Source organism: Streptomyces sp. NPDC048411 (assembly GCF_040704695.1).
Classification (GTDB): Bacteria; Actinomycetota; Actinomycetes; order Streptomycetales; family Streptomycetaceae; genus Streptomyces.
Genome location: NZ_JBEZKL010000131.1, coordinates 1 through 20485 on the forward strand (window position 1 = coordinate 1; position 20485 = coordinate 20485).

General features: G+C 67.6%; 20 protein-coding genes and 1 tRNA gene. 11 read left to right on the plus strand and 10 right to left on the minus strand.

The features are described 5' to 3' along the window. Positions 1-67: 67 nt before the first annotated feature. The gene (locus AB0915_RS31665; protein ID WP_366694351.1) at positions 68-778 is read right to left on the minus strand and encodes a DUF5324 family protein; all 711 of its coding nucleotides are present in this window, start codon (positions 776-778) and stop codon (positions 68-70) included. Between the two features lie 321 nt (positions 779-1099). Here AB0915_RS31665 and AB0915_RS31670 point away from each other — a divergent pair, with 321 nt between their 5' ends. After that, the gene (locus AB0915_RS31670; protein WP_366694352.1) at positions 1100-1627 is read left to right on the plus strand and encodes a peptidylprolyl isomerase; all 528 of its coding nucleotides are present in this window, start codon (positions 1100-1102) and stop codon (positions 1625-1627) included. 157 nt (positions 1628-1784) lie between these two features. Then, positions 1785-2684, plus strand: a complete 900-nt coding sequence (locus AB0915_RS31675) for a rhomboid family intramembrane serine protease (RefSeq protein ID WP_366694366.1) — start codon at positions 1785-1787, stop codon at positions 2682-2684. Positions 2685-2970: 286 nt separating this feature from the next. Here the strand turns inward: AB0915_RS31675 and crgA are convergent, their stop codons facing one another. After that, positions 2971-3225: a cell division protein CrgA gene (gene crgA / locus AB0915_RS31680; RefSeq protein ID WP_366694353.1), complete on the minus strand. Its 255-nt coding sequence runs from the start codon at positions 3223-3225 to the stop codon at positions 2971-2973. A 141-nt stretch (positions 3226-3366) separates the two neighbouring features. Here crgA and AB0915_RS31685 point away from each other — a divergent pair, with 141 nt between their 5' ends. From AB0915_RS31685 to AB0915_RS31710, 6 genes are read left to right on the plus strand one after another with little or no spacing between them, the layout of a single operon-like run. Then, complete coding sequence (locus tag AB0915_RS31685) at positions 3367-4134, plus strand: DUF881 domain-containing protein (protein ID WP_366694354.1); 768 nt, start codon at positions 3367-3369, stop codon at positions 4132-4134. Between the two features lie 25 nt (positions 4135-4159). Further along, complete coding sequence (locus tag AB0915_RS31690; RefSeq protein ID WP_366694355.1) at positions 4160-4888, plus strand: class E sortase; 729 nt, start codon at positions 4160-4162, stop codon at positions 4886-4888. 56 nt (positions 4889-4944) lie between these two features. Continuing rightward, positions 4945-5127: a hypothetical protein gene (locus tag AB0915_RS31695; protein ID WP_037702041.1), complete on the plus strand. Its 183-nt coding sequence runs from the start codon at positions 4945-4947 to the stop codon at positions 5125-5127. Continuing rightward, on the plus strand, positions 5124-5762 hold the full coding sequence (locus AB0915_RS31700; RefSeq protein WP_345512726.1) for an aminodeoxychorismate/anthranilate synthase component II: 639 nt from the start codon (positions 5124-5126) through the stop codon (positions 5760-5762). The genes AB0915_RS31695 and AB0915_RS31700 overlap by 4 nt, the downstream gene beginning before the upstream one ends. Then, positions 5759-7093: a class E sortase gene (locus AB0915_RS31705; protein ID WP_366694356.1), complete on the plus strand. Its 1335-nt coding sequence runs from the start codon at positions 5759-5761 to the stop codon at positions 7091-7093. Before AB0915_RS31700 ends, AB0915_RS31705 begins: the two co-directional genes overlap by 4 nt. A gap of 26 nt (positions 7094-7119) precedes the next feature. Next, on the plus strand, positions 7120-7857 hold the full coding sequence (locus AB0915_RS31710; RefSeq protein ID WP_366694357.1) for a class E sortase: 738 nt from the start codon (positions 7120-7122) through the stop codon (positions 7855-7857). Between the two features lie 98 nt (positions 7858-7955). Here the strand turns inward: AB0915_RS31710 and AB0915_RS31715 are convergent, their stop codons facing one another. The 8 genes from AB0915_RS31715 to AB0915_RS31750 all read right to left on the minus strand — a co-directional run bounded on the left by AB0915_RS31715 (position 7956) and on the right by AB0915_RS31750 (position 17288). Beyond that, positions 7956-8252, minus strand: coding sequence for a restriction endonuclease (locus AB0915_RS31715; protein ID WP_366694358.1), 297 nt, complete (start codon positions 8250-8252; stop codon positions 7956-7958). A 65-nt stretch (positions 8253-8317) separates the two neighbouring features. Then, positions 8318-8986, minus strand: a complete 669-nt coding sequence (locus AB0915_RS31720; RefSeq protein ID WP_366694359.1) for a restriction endonuclease — start codon at positions 8984-8986, stop codon at positions 8318-8320. 201 nt (positions 8987-9187) lie between these two features. After that, entirely contained in the window at positions 9188-11188 is a 2001-nt protein-coding gene (gene pknB / locus AB0915_RS31725; RefSeq protein WP_366694360.1) for a Stk1 family PASTA domain-containing Ser/Thr kinase, read from the minus strand. Positions 11189-11355: 167 nt separating this feature from the next. Then, positions 11356-12810 (minus strand): penicillin-binding transpeptidase domain-containing protein, encoded by a 1455-nt coding sequence (locus tag AB0915_RS31730; protein ID WP_366694361.1) that lies wholly within the window; start codon positions 12808-12810, stop codon positions 11356-11358. After that, a complete protein-coding gene (locus AB0915_RS31735; protein WP_366694362.1) occupies positions 12807-14216 on the minus strand; it encodes an FtsW/RodA/SpoVE family cell cycle protein in 1410 nt (469 codons plus the stop codon). Before AB0915_RS31735 ends, AB0915_RS31730 begins: the two co-directional genes overlap by 4 nt. Before the next feature lie 23 nt (positions 14217-14239). After that, positions 14240-15757, minus strand: a complete 1518-nt coding sequence (locus tag AB0915_RS31740; RefSeq protein ID WP_366694367.1) for a PP2C family serine/threonine-protein phosphatase — start codon at positions 15755-15757, stop codon at positions 14240-14242. A gap of 129 nt (positions 15758-15886) precedes the next feature. Further along, entirely contained in the window at positions 15887-16402 is a 516-nt protein-coding gene (locus AB0915_RS31745; protein WP_037702017.1) for an FHA domain-containing protein, read from the minus strand. Positions 16403-16412: 10 nt separating this feature from the next. After that, positions 16413-17288 carry an FhaA domain-containing protein gene (locus AB0915_RS31750; protein ID WP_366694363.1) on the minus strand — a complete coding sequence of 292 codons (876 nt, stop codon included), beginning with the start codon at positions 17286-17288 and terminating at the stop codon, positions 16413-16415. A gap of 317 nt (positions 17289-17605) precedes the next feature. Here AB0915_RS31750 and AB0915_RS31755 point away from each other — a divergent pair. The 3 genes from AB0915_RS31755 to AB0915_RS31765 all read left to right on the plus strand — a co-directional run bounded on the left by AB0915_RS31755 (position 17606) and on the right by AB0915_RS31765 (position 20239). Continuing rightward, positions 17606-17688, plus strand: a tRNA-Leu gene (locus AB0915_RS31755). Positions 17689-17832: 144 nt separating this feature from the next. Then, positions 17833-19551 carry a histidine kinase gene (locus tag AB0915_RS31760; protein WP_366694364.1) on the plus strand — a complete coding sequence of 573 codons (1719 nt, stop codon included), beginning with the start codon at positions 17833-17835 and terminating at the stop codon, positions 19549-19551. A 28-nt stretch (positions 19552-19579) separates the two neighbouring features. Beyond that, positions 19580-20239, plus strand: a complete 660-nt coding sequence (locus tag AB0915_RS31765; RefSeq protein ID WP_366694365.1) for a response regulator transcription factor — start codon at positions 19580-19582, stop codon at positions 20237-20239. Positions 20240-20485 lie beyond the last annotated feature (246 nt).

Consider the following 20485-nt stretch of genomic DNA (forward strand, 5'->3'; position numbering starts at 1 on the left):
ATCTGCGGAAACGCAGATCGGAGGGGTTCTCTTGTGTGTCTGCCGTGGGCCGGGCGGCTGTGGCGGCTCAGCGGTCGTCGTCGAGGTCGGTGCCGTCCACCTCGTCCGACTCGGCCTCCTTGGCGCGGACCTCGGGGTCCACAGCCGTCGGCCCGCTGCCGTCGACCGAGGTCAGCGGCGTACGGTCGGCGACCTCCGTGGGGGCGGGGGGCTCGACCAGCCAGTCCGGATTGGCCTGCTTGTCCCACCACCGCCACGCCGCGTAGGCGCCGACTGCCAGCACGGAGACCACGGCCACCACCTTGAGCACGCGCCCGGCCTTGGCACGCCGCTCGTGCTTTCTGGCCAGCTTCTTGATCTCCTTCGCCGTGACCTGCCCGCGCAGTGCGGCCAGTGCCGCGGCGCTGCGGGCCGCGGCTTCCTCGGCGACGGGCTGGGCGGCGGCCATCGCGTGCTCGACGCGGGGCACGGTGTACTCCGCGGCGCTCCTGGCTGCCTGACGGGTGCGGAGCGCGGCGCGCTGGGCGGCCTCGTCGACCTTGGGGGGCACATGCGCGCGAGCCAGTTCGATACGTGGTGCGAGATGCGCGTCGTACTGGACGCGGGCCTGCTGGGCTGCCTTCGACACCCTCGGCGCGAGCCGCGCACGGGCCTCGTGCGCATAGTGTGCCGCCTGGTCCTTGGCCGAGTCGGCGTAGGGCGCCACCACTTCCGCGGCGTGCTGCACGCTTTCCTTCGCCGAGTCGGTTGCGGCGCGCACGCTGTCGATGCGGGTCACGGGATCCTCCTCCTTGGTGGCGGGTAGGTACTCCGCCTTTCCACCCATTTCGAAATCATGCCCCGCGATGGCGTGTGCGGCATGTGGGGCGGGCATCCGGGGCATGAGAGACGGTCATGCAAAACGGTCATAAGCGATTTTTATGTGCAATGTGGTGCAAGGGGGGCTTGCCGATGACAATGCCATGGTTCGGTTCAGCACGCGCCGGTTCGTCACGCACTTGGCCTCTTTTGTTCCTGCGGGGAGCCGCAGGAAGGCCGTGTGACGGATCGGCCGTGCGAGGATCGGTGGACGTCAGCGAAGACTTACGGAAGGCAGATCGTGGCCGAGCAGCTTTACGCCACCTTGAAGACCAGCCAAGGCGACATCGAGATCCGGCTTCTGCCGAACCACGCGCCCAAGACGGTCAAGAACTTCGTCGAGCTCGCCACGGGCGAGCGGGAGTGGACCCACCCCGCGACCGGTAAGAAGTCCAAGGACAGGTTGTACGACGGGACCGTCTTCCACCGGGTCATCAGCGGCTTCATGATCCAGGGCGGGGACCCGCTGGGCAACGGGACCGGCGGCCCGGGCTACGAGTTCGGTGACGAGTTCCACCCGGACCTCAGCTTCAACAAGCCGTACCTCCTGGCCATGGCCAACGCCGGCCCGGGCACCAACGGTTCGCAGTTCTTCGTGACCGTCTCGCCCACCGCGTGGCTGACCGGCAAGCACACCATCTTCGGTGAGGTGACGGACGAGGCCAGCAAGAAGGTCGTGGACGGCATCGCGAACACCCAGACCAACGCGCGCACCGACCGCCCGGTGCAGGATGTGGTGATCGAGTCGGTCGTCGTCGAGGCCCGATGATTGCCGGTGGTAACGGTGTGATCACTCTCTGATCGACCGTCTCGGGAACCAACCGCCCTGCTTGTCCGTACTTGGTTACATAGCGGACGAGCAGGGCGGCATCATGCGCGCTGTCGCCCACGACGTGACCCGAGGGGGCCAGCAAGTGATGGGACCGATGGACGAGCAGCCGCCCGGTGCCCGGGACCAGTCCGCCGACGCCCGCGGCTCATTGAACTGCTACCGCCACCCGGGTCGTGAGACGGGGATTCGCTGCACGCGCTGCGACCGTCCGATCTGCACCGAGTGCATGGTCAATGCCTCGGTCGGCTTCCAGTGCCCGGGCTGCGTCCGTCAGGGCTCAGGTACGGGTCACGGCCCGGCTGCCAATCAGCCGCGCACCCTGGCCGGCGGCACCGTCACCGCCGACCCGCGGCTGGTCACCAAGGTCCTGCTCGCCATCAATGTCGTCCTGTTCATCGCGGTACATGTGAAGGTGTCACTGCTCGACGACCTGACACTGCTGGGACGGGCCACTTACTACGTGGGCGGTCCACCGGAGGGGGTCGCGGAGGGCCAGTGGTACCGGCTGGTGACGTCGATGTTCCTGCACCAGGAGGTGTGGCACATCGCGTTCAACATGCTGGGACTGTGGTGGCTCGGCGGTCCTCTGGAGGCAGCGCTCGGCCGCGCCCGCTACCTCGCGCTCTACCTGCTCTCCGGCCTGGCGGGCAGCGCGCTCACCTATTGGCTCGCTGCGCCGAACCAGGGCTCGCTCGGTGCTTCCGGCGCCATCTTCGGTCTGCTGGGCGCCACCGCAGTGCTCATGCGGCGGCTGAACTACGACATGCGGCCGGTCCTCGTGCTCCTCGCGCTGAACCTGCTGTTCACGTTCAACCCCTGGGGCGGAATCGCCTGGCAGGCGCATGTCGGCGGTCTGATCGCCGGAACGCTGATCGCCGTCGCCATGGTGCACGCGCCGCGTGAACGGCGGACGCTGGTGCAGTACGGCACCTGTGCGCTGGTCCTGGTGGCGGTGGTCCTCATCGTGGTTGCCAGAACTGCCGCACTGACCTGATCGCAGGCACCAGGGGGCTTCTCGGGCAGTTGTCCACAGCGGGCGCACGATCTTGTGCATTCTGTGGGTACAACTGTGCCCCTTGTCGCTGAGCTGGGTTTTTCCAGCGGAGACAAGGGGCGTGCCATCCCTCAATGAGGGAGACTGCAGTCACACCGGCGTCAACATCCGGGGAGTTATCCACAGATCGTCTGACCTTTTCCCCCGCCTGTGGATAACGCTGTGGGTAACTCAGGGCAAGGGTTGCGGTACCGGGGTCGGCTGTGGTCCTACGAGTGCTGTCCGGCTACTTCCACTGCGTGGAGACGCCGAAGCCACCGGCGATGAAGCCGAAGCCCACGACGATGTTCCAGTTGCCCAGCGTCTTGATGGGCAGATCGCCGTCGGTCACGTAGAACACGACGATCCAGGCCAGACCGATCAGGAAGAACGCCAGCATCACCGGCGCCACCCAACTGCGGTTGGTCAGCTTTATGTTGGCTGCCTGCTTCGCCGGAGGCGGCGTGAAGTCGGCCTTCTTGCGGATACGTGACTTCGGCACGAGGAACTCTCCTGTCGATGCGCTGCGTGACCGCGCAGGGAACTGTGGCTCGCGCCGGGGCGGGGCGCGAGGGGGAATGCTGCCTCCCCCGGACGTCCGTTAGCGTAGTGCTTCCGTGGCGCCGAAGGAGATAAGGGTACGTTGAGCAATTCTGCCGACTCTCCCCAAGGACCGGTCCGGCGCACCTTCCGGCATCCGGCCCGAGTGCTCACCGCTGCCGTTTTCGCCCTTGCCGGGCTGATCTTCGTCACCAGCGCCAACACGGCCAAGGGCACCAACATCCGCACCGACTCGTCGCTGCTGAAGCTCTCCGACCTCATTCAGCAGCGCAGCGAGAAGAACGCGGGGCTCGACGGCTCCAACGCGTCCGTACGCGAGGACATCGATGCCCTTGCCCAGCGCGACGACGGCAGCACCAAGGCGGAGGACGTCAAACTCAAGGCGCTGGAGCGGGCCGCGGGTACCAAGAAGCTCTCCGGCCGGGCCGTCGCCGTCACGCTCGACGACGCCCCGCCGAACGCCACCGCGAACCCTGGCTACCCCGACCCGCAACCCAACGACCTGGTCATCCACCAGCAGGATCTGCAGGCGGTCGTCAACGCTCTCTGGCAGGGCGGTGCCCGCGGCATCCAGGTCATGGACCAGCGGCTGATCTCCACCAGCGCGGTGCGCTGCGTCGGCAACACACTGATTCTCCAGGGCCGGGTCTACTCGCCGCCGTACAAGATCACCGCGGTCGGCGACCCCGACCGGCTCAAGAAGGCCCTCGACGACTCCTCCTCGATCCGCAACTACCTGCTGTACGTGAAGGCGTACGGGCTCGGCTGGAAAGTCGACGGGCACGAGGCGGTGACTCTTCCCGGCTACTCGGGCACAGTGGATCTCCACTATGCGAAGCCGGTGAAGTAGCGAGCAGTTCCGGGGAGGCCGACCGGTGTCGGTGCGACTGATCGTCAGGACCTTCAGCGAACTGTGCATCACCGCGGGCGCTTTGATCATCCTTTTTGTGGTGTACGTGCTGTTCTGGACCGGCGTGAAGGCCGCCGGTGCCACTGACGGGCAGATCGACATCCTGCAGAACCAGTGGGCGCGTGGGGCCGTGTCCGTACCCGGGCCGAACGCGACAGGCACGCCGTCGCCCTCGGCCTCGCCGTCGTCCGTACCCACGCCATCGCCGGCCCCCGCCGCCTACCGGGACGGGAAGCCGTTCGCGATGCTGTACATCCCCCGCTTCGGCCAGGGCTGGGAGTGGCCCGTCCTGGAGAACACCGAGGTCAAAACCTTGCAGAAGGGGCTCGGCCACTACCGCGGAACCTCCCCCCTCGGAGGCGTCGGCAATTTCGCTGTGGCCGGACACCGTCGCACCTACGGGGATCCCTTCAAGGACTTCCCGACGCTGCGCCGCGGCGACGCGGTGGTGCTGACGGACGGGACGACGTGGTTCACGTACCGCATCGAGAAGAAGCCGTACCGCACCGTGCCGAGCGACACCGGTGTCATCGACGCCGTCCCCCGCAAGTCCGGCTTCGACGGGCCCGGCCGCTATCTGACGCTGACCACCTGCGATCCCGAGTGGGGCAGCAGCCACCGGCTCATCGTCTGGGCGCATCTCGACGCGACGCAGCCTGTGACGGATGGCAAGCCGGCAGCTTTCCACAGCTGACCCACGCCTCTGCCCCGGCCCTTTAGTCTGGTCCCGTACCGAATGAAGGGGACAGCATGTACGGCTGGATCTGGCGGCATCTGCCGGGCAACGCGTGGGTGCGCGGGCTCATCTCGCTCGTACTGGCACTCGCCGTCGTCTATGTGCTTTTCCAGTACGTCTTCCCGTGGGCCGAGCCGCTGCTTCCGTTCGGCGACGTGACGGTCGACGGCACGAGCGGAACGGGGGCAGGCCAGTGAGCGCCCGCATCCTTGTCGTCGACAACTACGACAGCTTCGTCTTCAACCTCGTCCAGTACCTCTACCAGCTCGGCGCCGAGTGCGAGGTGCTGCGCAACGACGAGGTGACCACGGCACACGCCCAGGACGGCTTCGACGGCGTTCTGCTCTCGCCCGGCCCCGGCACCCCGGAGCAGGCGGGCGTCTGCGTCGATATGGTGCGCCACTGCGCGGCGACCGGCGTCCCGGTCTTCGGCGTCTGCCTCGGCATGCAGTCGATGGCCGTGGCGTACGGCGGTGTGGTGGACCGCGCCCCCGAGCTGCTGCACGGCAAGACGTCGCCGGTGACGCACGAGGGCAAGGGCGTTTTCGCCGGGCTGCCGTCCCCGTTCACCGCTACCCGCTACCACTCGCTCGCCGCCGAACCGGAGACGATCCCGCAGGAGTTGGAGGTCACGGCGCGCACGGCCGACGGCATCATCATGGGGCTGCGCCACCGCGAACTGCCGGTGGAGGGTGTGCAGTTCCATCCGGAGTCGGTCCTGACCGAGTACGGCCATCTGATGCTGGCCAACTGGTTGGTGCGGTGCGGTGATACGGGAGCCGTCGCGAGGTCGGAGGGGCTCGCGCCGGTGGTGGGCAAGGCTGTCGCGTGACCGCACTCCGTCCCGAGCACGACACCGGTGAGGAAGGCCCGTACGAGCAACGAGCGTACGAGGCCACGGGCGCGTTCGAGGCGGCAGTCGACCAGCTGGCGGACCCGCTGAACGATCCGTTGCCGGGGCAGCACGCGCCGTGGTTCCGGGCGGAGAGCATTCCGGCGGGGACGGCGGGCGCCGGGGCGGCGCAGGGCCGGCAGTGGGAAGGCCAGGTGCAGGTGTCACAAGGGGCACAGGGGCCTCAGGGGACGCCGCGTGAGTGGTACGACCCCGAGGGGTACGAGCGGGACTGGTACGGGCAGCAGGAGCCTGTCGCGGCGCCTCCGCCCGCGCTGCCGCTCCCCCGTAACGACGAGACGATCGGTCTGCGGTCGGCGGACCCCCGGCGCCTGGCCGACAGGGCGGTGACGGCTCCGGCACCGCAAGCAGAGCCGGAGTACGACACGGAGCCTGCCGCGGCTCAAGATCCCGGTCCGGAGACCACAGAACTCGAACCGCGTACGGAACCGCCCACCGGAGGCCGGGCCGAGCGCCGGCGCGCCGCCAAGGGGCGCGGCCGCCGTCGCGCCGAGCCGCAGCCGGGGACCCGGTCGGCGGCGACGCCGGAGGGGCGTCCGCTGTCCCGCGTCGAGGCGCGGCGGGCCGCCCGCGCGGCCAAGGACAGCCCGGCCGTGGTCGCCAGCCGGGTCGTCGGTGAGCTGTTCATCTCGCTCGGCGTGCTGATGCTGCTGTTCGTCACGTACCAGCTGTGGTGGACGAATGTGCGTGCCGACCAGATCGCCGGGAAAGAGACGCACAAGATTCAGGACGGCTGGGCGAAGGGCCGCAAGCCCGGGGCGTTCGAGCCGGGGCAGGGCTTCGCCATCATCCACATCCCGAAGCTGGATGTGGTCGCCCCGATCGCCGAGGGCATCAGCAAGGAGAACGTCCTGGACCGCGGCATGGTCGGTCACTACGGCCAGGGCGCGCTCAAGACGGCGATGCCGTCGGCCAAGCAGGGCAACTTCGCGCTGGCCGGCCACCGGAACACCCACGGCGAACCGTTCCGCTACATCAACCGGCTGCGCAAGGGTGACCCGATCGTGGTCGAGACGCAGGATGCGTACTACACGTACGAGATGACCAGCGTCCTTCCTCAGACGTCCCCGTCCAATGTCTCGGTGATCACGCCGGTGCCGCCCGGTTCGGGCTTCACCAAACCCGGCCGCTACATCACACTGACGACCTGTACGCCCGAATTCACAAGTACGTACCGGCTGATCGTCTGGGGCAAGATGGTCGACGAACGGCCGCGCAGCAAGGGAAAGCCCGACGCGCTCGTCGGCTGAACTTCATCACGACAGGGACGGGTGCGGTGGCAGCGAGGACCCAGCAGCAGGACGAGCAGACCGACGAGTCCGCGCCTCCGGTGCGGAGCAGGGACCGCCATCTCGTTGCGACCGCGGTGAGTGTCTTCGGTGAGCTGCTGATCACCGCCGGCCTGGTGCTGGGCCTCTTCGTCGTCTACTCCCTGTGGTGGACGAATGTGCTCGCCGACCGCGAGGCCGAGAAGCAGGGCCACACCGTCCGCGACCGCTGGGCCGGGGGACCCGGGGCCCTCGACACCAAGGACGGCATCGGCTTCCTGCACGTACCCGCGATGAAGAACGGCGAGGTGCTCGTCAAGAAGGGCACCGGCACCAAGAACCTCAACGACGGCATCGCCGGCTACTACACGGGCCCGGTGAAGTCGGCTCTCCCCTGGGACAAGCAGGGCAACTTCACGCTGGCGGCGCACCGGGACGGGCACGGGGCGAAGTTCCACAACATCGACAAGGTGAAGACGGGCGACGCCGTCGTCTTCGAGACCAAGGACACCTGGTACGTCTACAAGGTCTTCAAGGAGCTTCCCGAGACGTCGAAGTACAACGTCAAGGTGCTCCAGCCGGTCCCCGAGGAGTCGGGCGTGAAGAAGCCCGGCCGCTACATCACGCTGACGACCTGCACGCCGGTCTACACGTCGAAGTACCGCTACATCGTGTGGGGCGAGCTGGTGCGTACGGAGAAGGTCGACAAGGACCGCACGAAGCCGACGGAGCTGCGGCAACCGTGACTGAGCTCCTTCGAGGAGCTCAGTCGTTCTAGGATGGCGAAGGCCCGAAGTCGCAACTAGCCTTTGCGACTTCGGGCCCCTTCTCTGCCTGGCGACGGCTACCTCAGGATCGGGAGCGGTACTCCGGCGCTCCACTTTTCGAGGTGAGCGCGGTCGACGAGGGTGATGCCGTAGGTCTCGGCGATGGCGCGCGCGTCGGGTGTGAAGGAAGTCGTGGCGACGAAGAGTGCCACCTCGGCCCCGTGCTGGACGAAAGAGGCGCCGAGGAACTTCTGCAGCTCTCCGCTCCACACCGGACGGTAGGGCGCGAAGCTCTTGCACTGCACGACGATGCTGCGGCCGTCCGCGGTCACTGCTGTGACATCCACACCTCGGTCGCCACGGCCGCCATGCACCGCGACGTCTGTGCAGCCGTCGCGGCGGAGCAGCGCGGCGACGTGGTGCTCGAACTAACGCCAGTTCATGCGTCGATGGACGCCATGATTCCGGTGTACGGGCGCGGGCCCTGGGCGTGCTCAAGGTGCCTGAGCCTTTGGTGGTGGTTGCAGAGCTTCCGCTCGACCTTCTCAACGTCGTCCCGGAGCGAGATCAGCTCCTTGCGGTGCTCGCCGGAGGCCTCGATGAGGGCGTTGAACATGGGGACGATGGTCTTGCCGAGGATGTGGGTGATGCGTCGGTCGATGCGGTCGTCGAGGGAATCCGGTCCCCTGTGGACAGAATTATCCACAGGCTGAGTCCGTGCCATGTACTCCACGTCGAGCAGGTATGTACGCACCTGACGTGCGACTTCGCTGTCGCGGAGCAGCATGGCGACGTTGAGGACAGCTCGCCGGGGGAAGAGCGCAAGCGACGCGGTGCGTGACTGGATCCCACTGAGTTGCTTGAAGTAACTCAGTTCCGATCCGGTGAGGACGCGATAGCCGTTGCTTTCGAGCTCTTCACGATGGTCGAACACCATGGCCCGAATGACCGTTTCGGTCACTTCGAAGTACGTGGCGACCATTGCTGTCGTCACGTGCATGCCGTCCGGAAGAAGAGACAAGGTCTTGACCTTGTCGATGACGTGAGTCCGGTCCACCACGCCATCGCGCAGTGACCTCGACTCCAGCAGAGCTGCTTCGTTGATCATGCTCCTGACCTCCTATGTGTGCAGAAGAGAGGGAAGAGCTCAATACCCCGCCCCATCGATTCAACGAATCAGCACATATGAAGACACGATCGGTTTGCGGCTACATGCGCGGTATGCGCGACACGCGTTGCGTCAGGCACAGCGAAGGGCCCCGGTCACCGAAACGGTGACCGGGGCCCTTCGCTTTCGTGCGGTGCGGTGTCAGTTATGTGAGCCCGACGGACCGCCGAAAATATTGCCGTTTCCGTTCCCGTTGCCACCCATCGTGGTGAGGGTGATGACGGTGGACGCGGGGTCGGCCTGGGTGTTTGGCTGCGGATCGATGTTGACGACCATGGCGTTGTCGTCCTTAGAGCTGCCTTCCGCGAACTGGATTTGAGTGAAGCCCGCCTGATTCAGGAGCTGCCTGGCCTCGGCGACCGTCTTCGTCCTGACTTCGGGGATCGGGACCGTGGCCGGCTGCGTCGGGCCCTTGGAGACCGTCAGCACGATCTGGGTGTCCAGCGGCTGCTTGCCAGCATTCGCGGCCGGGGTCTGATCGATGACCTCACCCGCCGGCTTCTCCGAGTCCTTGTCGGTTCGCGAGACCTTCTGGAAGCCGACGCCGTTGAGCTGCGCCACCGCCGCGTCGTACTGTTGGCCGATCACAGGGGGAACGTCCTGGGTGGCCTGGCTGGCGACCGTGATCTTGACCTCGGACTCCCGCTCGGCCTTCGCGCCGCCCTTGGGGTTCTGGTCGAGCACGGTGCCGGGTTCCGCGGTGGAGGACTCGGTCGTGACGACCTTCACCGAGAAGCCCTTTTCCTCCAGGATCTTGCGGGCGTTCTCCTGGGACTTCTCCGTGACGTCCGGGACCTCCACCTTTGGCGCACCGGTGGAGACGACGACTGTGACGGTCTCGTTCTCCGCCATTTTGCCGCCCTTGGGCGTCTGGCTGCAGATCTTGCCCGTCTCTTGGGTCTCGCACGGTTCGCGCGAGCCGACCTTGACGAGGACCCCGGAGTTCTTCGCGAGATCCTTCGCCTCTGCCACGGTCGAACCGACCATGTTCGGCACGTCGACCCTGCCGTTGTCGCTGTTGTCGCCGCTGAAGACGGACTTGCCGATCAGGATCGCGCCGATCAGCACCAGGATGCCCGCGGCGATCAGCAGGATCGTCGAGGTGTTGTTCTTCTTCTGGCGGCGGCGGTCCGGGCGGTCGTCGTTTCCGTAGCCGCCGTCGTCCGGATTGACCGGGGGCAGCATGGAGGTCTGGGCGCCGCTCGGGTCGGCAGCGCGCAGTGCGGTGGTGGGCTGGTCGTTGCCGTACCCGTCGTAGCCGCCGTAACCGGCCGCGCCCATTGCCGCGGTGGCGGCGACCGGCTGGCCGTCGAGGCAGGCCTCGATGTCGGCACGCATCTCGTCGGCCGACTGGTAGCGGTAGTCCGGGTCCTTGACCAGGGCCTTCAACACGATCGCGTCCATTTCGGGCGTGATCTCGGGGTCGAAGCTGCTGGGGGGCTGCGGCTCTTCGCGTACGTGCTGGTAGGCGACCGCGACGGGCGAGTCACCGATGAACGGCGGCCGAACGGTCAGCAGCTCGTAGAGCAGACAGCCGGTCGAGTACAGGTCGGACCGCGCATCGACCTGCTCGCCCTTGGCCTGCTCCGGGGAGAGGTACTGGGCGGTGCCGATGACGGCTGAGGTCTGGGTCATCGTCATGCCGGAGTCGCCCATGGCGCGGGCGATACCGAAGTCCATGACCTTGACCTGGCCGGTGCGCGTCAGCATGACGTTCGCCGGCTTGATGTCGCGGTGGACGATGCCGGCGCGGTGCGAGTACTCCAGCGCCTGGAGGATCCCGACCGTCATTTCGAGGGTGCGCTCGGGCAGCAGTTTGCGGCCGGAGTGCAGAAGTTCTCTGAGCGTCGACCCGTCGACGTACTCCATCACGATGTACGGGATGGAGACACCGTCGACGTAGTCCTCGCCGGTGTCGTAGACAGCGACGATCGCCGGGTGATTGAGCGAGGCGGCGGACTGGGCCTCACGGCGGAACCGGGCTTGGAAGGACGGGTCGCGGGCGAGATCGGTCCGCAGCGTCTTCACAGCGACGGTGCGGCCGAGCCGGGTGTCGTGCGCGAGGTAGACCTCGGCCATGCCACCACGGCCGAGCACCGAGCCCAGCTCGTACCGGCCGCCGAGGCGACGCGGCTCTTCCATAACTGTTCCAGCCCTCTCCGTCAGTCCCGACCGCACCGGTGTGTGGTCCGGCGGTGTGCTGCTCGCGCATACGCTACCGGCCACGCGCTACCTGATCGGCCCACAGCCGTGAGCTGATATCTGACCGGTATCCCAATGTGCAGGTATGGCCCCCGATGTGATGGGCGTCACCTCTTGTTGATGACCGCCTCCATCACGGCCTTGGCGATCGGAGCGGCGAGGCCGCCGCCGGAGACGTCGTCCCGGTTCGCACTGCTGTCCTCGACCACCACGGCCACGGCGACGGGCGAGCCGCTGCTGGTCTTCGCGTACGAGATGAACCAGGCGTACGGCTTCTCGCTGTTGTTCAGACCGTGCTGGGCGGTACCGGTCTTGCCGCCGACAGTGACGCCGTCGATGAGGGCCTTGGTTCCCGTGCCGCTCTTGACGACGGTCTCCATCATCTGCTGGAGCTTCTGCGCGTTCTCGCCCGAGAGAGGCCGGCTGAACTCCTCTTTCTCGTGGGTGTAGATCGGGTCGAGGCTGGGCGCCTGCCGCTCGGCGACCATGTACGGCTGCATGAGCTTGCCGTCGTTGGCGACTGCGGCGGCGACCATGGCCATCTGGAGCGGGGTGGCCCGGTTGGAGGCCTGGCCGATGCCCGCCATGGCGTTCTGCGGCCGGTTGTCCTTGGGGTAGATACTCGCGTCGGCGCGGACCGGGGTGAAGATCTCCTTGTTGAAGCCGAACTTGGCGGCCTCGTCCATCATCTTCTGGTTGCCCAGGTCGTCGCTGATCTTGCCGAACACGGTGTTGCAGGACATCCGCAGCGCTTCCCGGAGCGAGGCGTTCTCGCACGGGATGTTGCCCTCGTTCTGCAGGACGGTGGTCGTCTGCGGAAGCTTGTACGGCAGCGGGGAGTCCGTCTTGCCGTCGATGTCGGTGTAGAGGCCGTTCTCCAGGGCGGCGGCGGCGGTGACGACCTTGAACGTCGAGCCGGGCGGGTAGGTCTCGCGCAATGCCCGGTTGAGCATCGGCTTGTCCTTGTCCGTCAGGAGCTTCTGCCAGGCCTTGGTGTCCGCGTTGGAGTTGCCCGCGAAGGTCGAGGGGTCGTACGAGGGGGTGCTGGCGAGGGCCAGGATGGCGCCGGTCTGCGGGTCGAGCGCGGCGACGGCACCCTTCTTGTCGCCCAGCCCCTGGAAGGCGGCCTTCTGGGCGGCGGCGTTGAGGGTGGTGACGACGTTGCCGCCCTGCTTCTTCTCGCCCGTGAACATCGACAGGGTGCGGTTGAAGAAGAGCTGGTCGTCGTTGCCGGTGAGGATGCCGTCCTCAAGGCTCTCGAGCTGTGAGGCGTCGAAGGCCTGCGACGAATATCCGGTGACGGGCGCCCACATGGGGCCGTTCTTCCAGGCCCGCTTGTACTTGAAGTCACTGCCCTTGGTCTCGACCGAGCTGGTCACCGGGCTGCCGTCGACGATGATGTTGCCGCGCTCATGGGCGTACCGCTCGATGCGGACGCGGCGGTTCTCGTCGCGTGTGTTCAGCTCGTCGGCGCGGACGTACTGGAGGTAGTTGGTCCGCACGAGCAGGGCGAGGATGAGGACACCGCAGAAGATCGCGATCCGGCGCAGGGGCTTGTTCACGGTCGGACCACCTGGGTCATCTCGGCGTCGGAGGACGGGGCGGGGGCCGGGGCGGGGCGGCGTGCGGTGTCGCTGATCCGGATCAGGATGCCGATCAGGGCCCAGTTGGCGATCACGGACGAACCACCGGCCGCGAGGAACGGCATCGTCATACCGGTCAGCGGGATGAGACCCATGACACCGCCGGCGACGACGAACACCTGGATGGCGAAGGCGCCGGAGAGGCCGATCGCGAGGAGCTTCCCGAACGGGTCGCGGGCGGCGAGAGCGGTGCGGACACCGCGCTCGACGATGAGACCGTAGATCAGCAGGACGGCCATCATCCCGGCGAGGCCGAGTTCTTCACCGACGGTGGAGAGGATGAAGTCGGCGTTGGCGGCGAAGCCGATCAGGTCGGAGTGGCCCTGACCCAGGCCGGTGCCGAGGGTGCCTCCGGAGCCGAAGGACATCAGGGCCTGGGCGATCTGGTCGGAATGGGCCATGGTCTTTTCCCCGAAAGGGTCGAGCCAGGCGTCGACCCGCTGCTGGACATGCGGCTCGAACGTGGCGACGCCGACTGCGCCGGCCGCTGACATCAGCAGACCGAAGACGATCCAGCTGGTCCGCTCCGTCGCGACGTACAGCATGATCACGAAGAGGCCGAAGAACAGCAGTGACGTACCGAGGTCGGTCTCGAAGACCAGGATCAGGATCGACATCGCCCAGATGACGAGGATCGGTCCGAGGTCACGGCCACGGGGCAGGTAGAGGCCCATGAAGCGGCGGCTGGCGAGGGCCAGCGCATCGCGTTTGACCATCAAATAGCCGGCGAAGAAGATCGCGATGATGATCTTTGCGAATTCGCCGGGCTGGATGGAGAAACCGGCGATCGTGATCCAGATCTTGGCGCCGAACTTGCTCGGGAAGAACATCGGCAGGATCAGCAGGATCAGCGCCCCCACCATGGAGATGTAGGTGTAGCGCTGCAGGATGCGGTGGTCCTTGAGCAGGAACAGAACGGCGACGAACAGAGCGACGCCGACCGCCGAGTACAGCAACTGTCTGGGGGCGGAGGGAGTGAAGACGCCGTACTGATACTTGGCTGTCGCGATCAGCCTTGGCGACTGGTCCAGCCGCCAGATCAGCACCAGCCCCAGCCCGTTGAGCAGGGTCGCCAGTGGCAGCAGCAGCGGGTCCGCGTACGGCGCGAACTTGCGCACCACGAGGTGGGCGACGCCGCCGAGCAGAATGAGCCCGGCTCCGTATCCGAACATGCCGGACGGGAGCTTGCCGTCCATGGCAAGGCCCACATTGGCGTACGCGAACACCGAGATGCCGATGGCGAAAGCCATCAGGCCCAGCTCGGTGTTGCGACGGCTCGGTGCGTCGATCGCGCCGATCGTGGTCGTGTTGGTGACAACGCTCATGGTGCTGAAGGCCCCCTACGGCTTTACTGCTTACCGCACTGCGGGACCAGCTTCGTCTCTTCCTCCGAGAGGCTGGGGCCGGGAGTGGGAGTCGCTGTGGTCGGCTTGGTCTTGGTGGCGGTGGACGTGGTGCCGGACCCGGTGGACGTCTTCGAGAGGTCCGAGCCTGTGCCGCCGGCTTCACCTTCGCCGGTGCGGGTCTTGCTCGCCGCCTCGGCCGCGCGGCGCTGCGCGTCCTTCCTGCAGGCGGACGCCTGGGTCGAGAGCTCGCTGATCTTCTCGCGGGCGTCGGCCAGATTGCCCTCGGCGATGGTCGCCTTGACCTGCTTGCGCTGGTAGGGCGGGAGGTACTTGAGTTCGATCTCGGGGTGGTCCTTCTCGACCTTCGAGAGCGAGACCCATGCGAGGTCCTGGCTGATGCCGCGGTACAGCGCGACGTGGTCGTTCTTCGCGCCTACGAAGAACTGGTTCTGGGTCCAGCGATAGCCGCCGTACACACCGCCACCGATGACGGCCAGCGCGAGCACGATGTAGAACGAACGCTTCAGCCACTTGCGGCCGCCGCCGGGCTTGACGAAGTCGTCGTCGGTGTACGTGTCGAAGGAGCCGTCCGGCATTTCGCCGTAGCCGAGGCCGTCACCGCTTCCGGGCGGGCCGAAGCCGCCCGCGGGCGGCGGGACGGGGCGGCCGAGACCGGCCGCCCGGCCGGCCGGGGTGGTCATGGCGTCGCCGTCGTTCAGCTGGGCGGACTGGTTCTCGGCGACCGCGCCGACGACGACCGGGGTGTCGTTGAGCTGCCCGGCCAGGGTGTCGTTGCTGTCGACGTTGAGGACGTCGGCGACGATGCAGGTGATGTTGTCCGGCCCGCCGCCGCGCAGAGCGAGCTGGATGAGCTCCTGGATCGTCTCCTGCGGGCCCTGGTAGCTGGCGAGGGTCTCCTCCATCGTCTGGTGCGAGACGACGCCGGAGAGCCCGTCGGAGCAGATCAGATAGCGGTCGCCGACCCGTACCTCACGGATGGAGAGGTCGGGTTCGACGTGGTCGCCGCTGCCCAGCGCGCGCATCAGCAGAGAGCGCTGCGGGTGGGTGGTGGCTTCTTCCTCGGTGATGCGGCCCTCGTCGACCAGCCGCTGGACCCAGGTGTGGTCCTGCGTGATCTGGCTCAGCACGCCGTCGCGCAGCAGGTACGCGCGGGAGTCGCCGACGTGGACCAGGCCGAGGCGCTGACCGGTCCAGAGCAGAGCGGTGAGCGTGGTGCCCATGCCCTCCAGCTGGGGGTCCTCCTCGACCATCATGCGCAGCTGGTCGTTGGCCCGCTGGACCGCCACACCGAGCGAGGTGAGGATGTCCGAGCCGGGCACGTCGTCGTCGAGCTGGACGAGCGTGGAGATCACCTCGGAGCTGGCGACCTCACCGGCCGCCTGGCCGCCCATGCCGTCGGCGATGGCGAGAAGGCGCGGACCGGCGTAGCCGGAGTCCTCGTTGCCCTCCCGGATCATGCCCTTGTGCGATCCGGCGGCGAAGCGCAGGGACAGACTCATGCGCACCTCGCCCGTCGCCTCGGGGTACAGCCGGTCTCGCGCCACACTGCCCACCCTCCGGTCGGGAGCAGGGCCGGGTCCGTTGCCCGGCCCGCTCCGGCCCGCTCGCTCCGCTCGCTCATTGTCGTACTACTTCCGCAGCTCGATGACGGTCTTGCCGATCCGGATCGGCGCGCCCAGCGGAACAGGCGTCGGGGTGGTGAGGCGGGTCCGGTCGAGATACGTGCCATTGGTGGACCCGAGATCCTCGACGATCCACTGGCCGTCACGGTCGGGGTAGATCCTGGCATGCCTGCTGGACGCGTAGTCGTCGTCCAGCACGATCGTTGAATCGTGCGCCCGGCCCAGCGTGATGGTCTGTCCCTGGAGCGCCACCGTGGTGCCGGTGAGGGTGCCCTCGGAGACGACCAGCTTTGTGGGTGCCCCACGGCGCTGGCGGCCGGGCTGCTGGCGTTGCTGCGGCGGTGCCGCGGCGGTTTGGCGTGCCTGTTGCGGTCGCGTGTCGCCCGCGTTGCGGCGTGAGCCGCGCTGCGTGACGCGCGTTCCGAACAGGTCGCTGCGGATGACCTGAACGGCCACGATGACGAACAGCCACAGAACAGCCAGGAAACCTAGCCGCATGACCGTCAGGGTCAGCTCTGACATTGCCCCCGCTTCACCCTTCGGCTTGCCGGTAAACGATGGTGGTGCTGCCCACGACGATCCGCGAGCCGTCGCGGAGCGTAGCGCGGGTGGTGTGCTGCCCGTCTACCACGATGCCGTTGGTAGACCCGAGATCCTGGATCGTCGAGGGCGTTCCGGTCCGGATCTCACAGTGCCGGCGCGATACGCCGGGGTCGTCGATCCGCACGTCGGCGTCGGTGCTGCGTCCCAGCACCAGCGTCGGGCGGGAGATCTGATGGCGGGTGCCGTTGATCTCGATCCAGCGCCGTACCTGCGCGCTCGGCGTGGGGCCGGGCGCGGCCGGCGGGCGCCGGTCGGCAGTGGGTGCTCCGGGACGACCGCTGCCCGGCGGCGGGGCCGCGGGCATGGGCGGGACGGAGCTGGGGGGATAGCCGTAGCCGCCGGTGGGCTGCGGGGCGGCGGAGCGCCCGTGGCCGGGGTGGGCGGGCTGTCCGGGGTGGCCCTGTGGAGCCTGCTGGCCCTGCTGCGAGGAGCTCGAAGCAAGGGTGCGGCTGCGCACGCGGTAGAGCCCGGTGTCGAGGTCCTCCGCCTTCTCCAGATGAACCTTGATCGGTCCCATGAAGGTGTAGCGCTGCTGCTTGGCGTAGTCCCGGACCAGACCGGAGAGCTCGTCGCCGAGCTGGCCGGAGTACGGGCTCAGGCGCTCGTAGTCCGGGGCGCTGAGCTCGACGATGAAGTCGTTGGGGACGACGGTCCGCTCGCGGTTCCAGATTGTTGCGTTGTTGTCGCACTCGCGCTGGAGGGCACCCGCGATCTCGACCGGCTGGACCTCGGACTTGAACACTTTGGCGAAGGTGCCGTTGACCAGACCTTCGAGACGCTGCTCGAAACGCTTCATGACTCCCATGGGGCACCTCCTCCGGTGTTCTCGTCCCTGTACTGCTTACTGATCGTATCCACGCGTCGGGAAATCGGCTGGTTCCCCTTGTCTGCCCAGTGGATGAGTGTCACCCCTCACACGGATCGTAGAGGTGACCGCTCCTCACAGTGTCCCGCACCTGCGGTGTGCTGAGGAGGAGTGGGGGTGACCGCATCGCGTTCCCGCTTCCCGTCATCCGCCCGGCAAAACAACGGATGTGAATCCACCCTGTCCAGCGTGCTAATCTTCCGGATGTCGCCAGGCGCTCGCACCAACAAGTGAGAGAGTCTGGAAACACCGCTCATGCGCGAGTGGCGGAACGGCAGACGCGCTGGCTTCAGGTGCCAGTGTCCTTCGGGACGTGGGGGTTCAAATCCCCCCTCGCGCACAAGAGAGAAGCCCCACAGGTCAACGACCTGTGGGGCTTCTTCGTTCCCGGGCGAGGTGGTCGGCGGCGGGGCGACTTTCGTCGTGCGCGGGCGCAACGAAAGAAAGGCGTCGCGTGTGCGAAGGGCTGCCTAGGGTGCGGGGCGTGTACGCGATATCGAAACTCCGGGCCGGCTGGCGGTGGTGTGCGGCGCCGGAGCTGTGGTCCCGCCGCAGGACGGCCGGGGAGGCCGTGCTGGCCGTGGTGCTCGGGCTGCTGGCCGCGGGGACGGAAGAACTGCTGCGCGGCGGGGAAGTGCGGCTGTGGGTGGTGCCGTCCATGGTTGTGGTGCTGTCGCTGCTCAGGCGTCGGCTGCCCGTGAGCGTGCTGGTGGTGACGTCCGCCCTGGCCGGGCTCTCCGGCGGATTCGAGCTGCTGCTGATGGTGGTGGCGTGGAGTTCCGGGCGCCGGATCGCCGGGGCAGGGCGGGCGTTGGGGGCGTTCACCGCCTCGTACGTCCTCTACGTGGGTGTGACCGTTGCGATGACCTGGTCGGGGCTGCGGCCGCTGACCCAGGTGTTGTTCACCACCCTCTACTTCCTGGCGACGACGCTCGTGCCCGGTCTCGCCAGCCGGTACTGGACGCAGCGCCGGACCCTGCTGCATGCCCTCCAGGAGCGCAATGCACAGCTGATCCGGGAGCGGGCCATGATCGTGGGGCAGGCGCGGCTCATGGAGCGCCAGCGGATCGCTCAGGACATGCACGACAGCCTCGGTCACCAACTGGCGCTGATCTCTGTCCATACGGGGGCACTGGAGGTCGACCCGGAGTTGACGGTGCGGCAGCGCGAGGCGGTCGGTGTGCTGCGCGGTGCGTCGGTCTGTGCCATGCACGAGCTGCGGGAAGTCGTCGGGATTCTGCGGGACGACATCGCGGGACCCGGGCGCGGCGAGGACGGGCAGCGAGCGGCGCGGGGGATCGCGGGCATCGAGGAGCTGGCGGAGGCGGCGCGGGCCGCCGGAAGCGCTGTGGAGCTCCGTCGTACGGGGGAGAGCCGGGCGCTCGCGGCTGCCTCGGACCATGCGGCGTACCGCATCGTCCAGGAGGCACTGACCAATGCGTACAAGCACGCACCGGGCGCGGCCATCATGGTCGCGCTGCGCTATGAGCCGGATTGCTTCGTCGTCGAGATCGTCAGTGGTCCGCAGCGGCGCGCACAGGCCGTGGGTGGGGTGGTCAGCGGCGGGCAGGGGCTGCCCGGGCTGCACGAGCGGGCCCGGCTGGTCGGTGGCATGGTGCACACCGGGCGGACCGAGGGCGGCGGCTTCCGGGTGGCCGGCGTGCTGCCGTACGGCGCCGAGTCCGTGGCCGGGGGGTTCGTGGGTACGCCGATGGTCGATGCGGAGGACGACTTCCGGCAGCAGTCACAGACGGTCCCGCGCGGGAACGGTGGTCCGGTCATGGACTGGACGGTTTCCGAGCGGGAGTTGGCGATGAGCGGCAGGACGAGGAGCACGGGCAGTGGCATCGCGCTGGGCTGCGGGATAGCGGCGGGCGCCCTGGTGCTGTTGATGCTGATCGGTGGGTTCGGCCTGTATTTCTTGGTGGGAGAGATGGACAAGGCGATGGTCGATCCGAGCCAGTACCGGGCGATCAAGATCGGGTCGGCGGAGGACGACGTGCGGGACCAGCTGCCCGCCGGGGATTCGTTCATGTCGGCCGGGCTGGACGGCGCGGGGCCCGAGGAGCCGGCCGGGGCGCGGTGTCTGGTCCTGATGTCCTCAGAGGTGGGCGACAGCTTCAGTACCGAGCCGGTGTTCCGGTTCTGCTTCCGGGACGGCAGGCTGATCGAGAAGAAGTCCTATGAGGTCCCCAGTAGATGAGACGGACCGGACGAGTACGGGGGTACGTGTGACGGGGCAGCCGATCAGAGTCGTCATCGCTGACGACGAGCCCCTCATCCGGGCGGGGATACGGATGATCCTGACCTCGGACCGCTCCATCGAGGTTGTTGCCGAGGCGGCGAATGGGCGCGAGGCCGTGGATCAGGTCCGTGCCCATGCGGCGGATGTGGTGCTGCTCGACATCCAGATGCCGGTGATGGACGGGCTCACAGCACTGGTGGAACTGCGCACGGCGGCACCGGCGGTGCGGGTGATTGTGCTCACGACGTTCGGGGAGCGGGAGAACGTCCTGCGGGCGCTGGAGCAAGGGGGCGCCGGATTCCTGCTCAAGGACACCGCGCCGGCCGAGCTGATCCAGGCGGTTCGGGCGGCAGCGGCCGGTGATGCCTATCTCTCGCCCGGTGCTACTCGGCATGTGGTCGATCAGTTGGCCATGGGGCGGGCGGCGAAGCGGGGTGAGGAGGCGCGGCGTCGGGTGGCGGAACTCAGCGGGCGGGAGCGCGAGGTACTGGCCGTGCTCGGCGAGGGGCTCTCCAACGCCGACGCGGGCAGGCGGCTGCACATGAGCGAAGCAACGGTGAAGACGTATGTGAGCCGGATCCTGGCGAAACTGAGGTGCGAGAACCGGGTGCAGGCTGCGCTGTTGGCGAGGGACGCGGGGCTGTAGGCGCGCCTTGGAGGCTCTGGAACGCTGGGCTTTGTTTCACGTGAAACGTCCGGGTCGGGGCATTCCGGCAAGTCGGGGCGCTTCTGTGTGGCGGGGTGCTTGTGTGTCCCCATGTGACGACGAGCCGGGGCTCGCGGGAGTGTCCTCTCCCCGTGGGGTGCCGGGCGGCGAAGCGAGGCAAGCCACGAGACGGCAGCCGCCTGATAGCCACACCCAGCACCCCTGGGCGACCCAACCCTACGAATG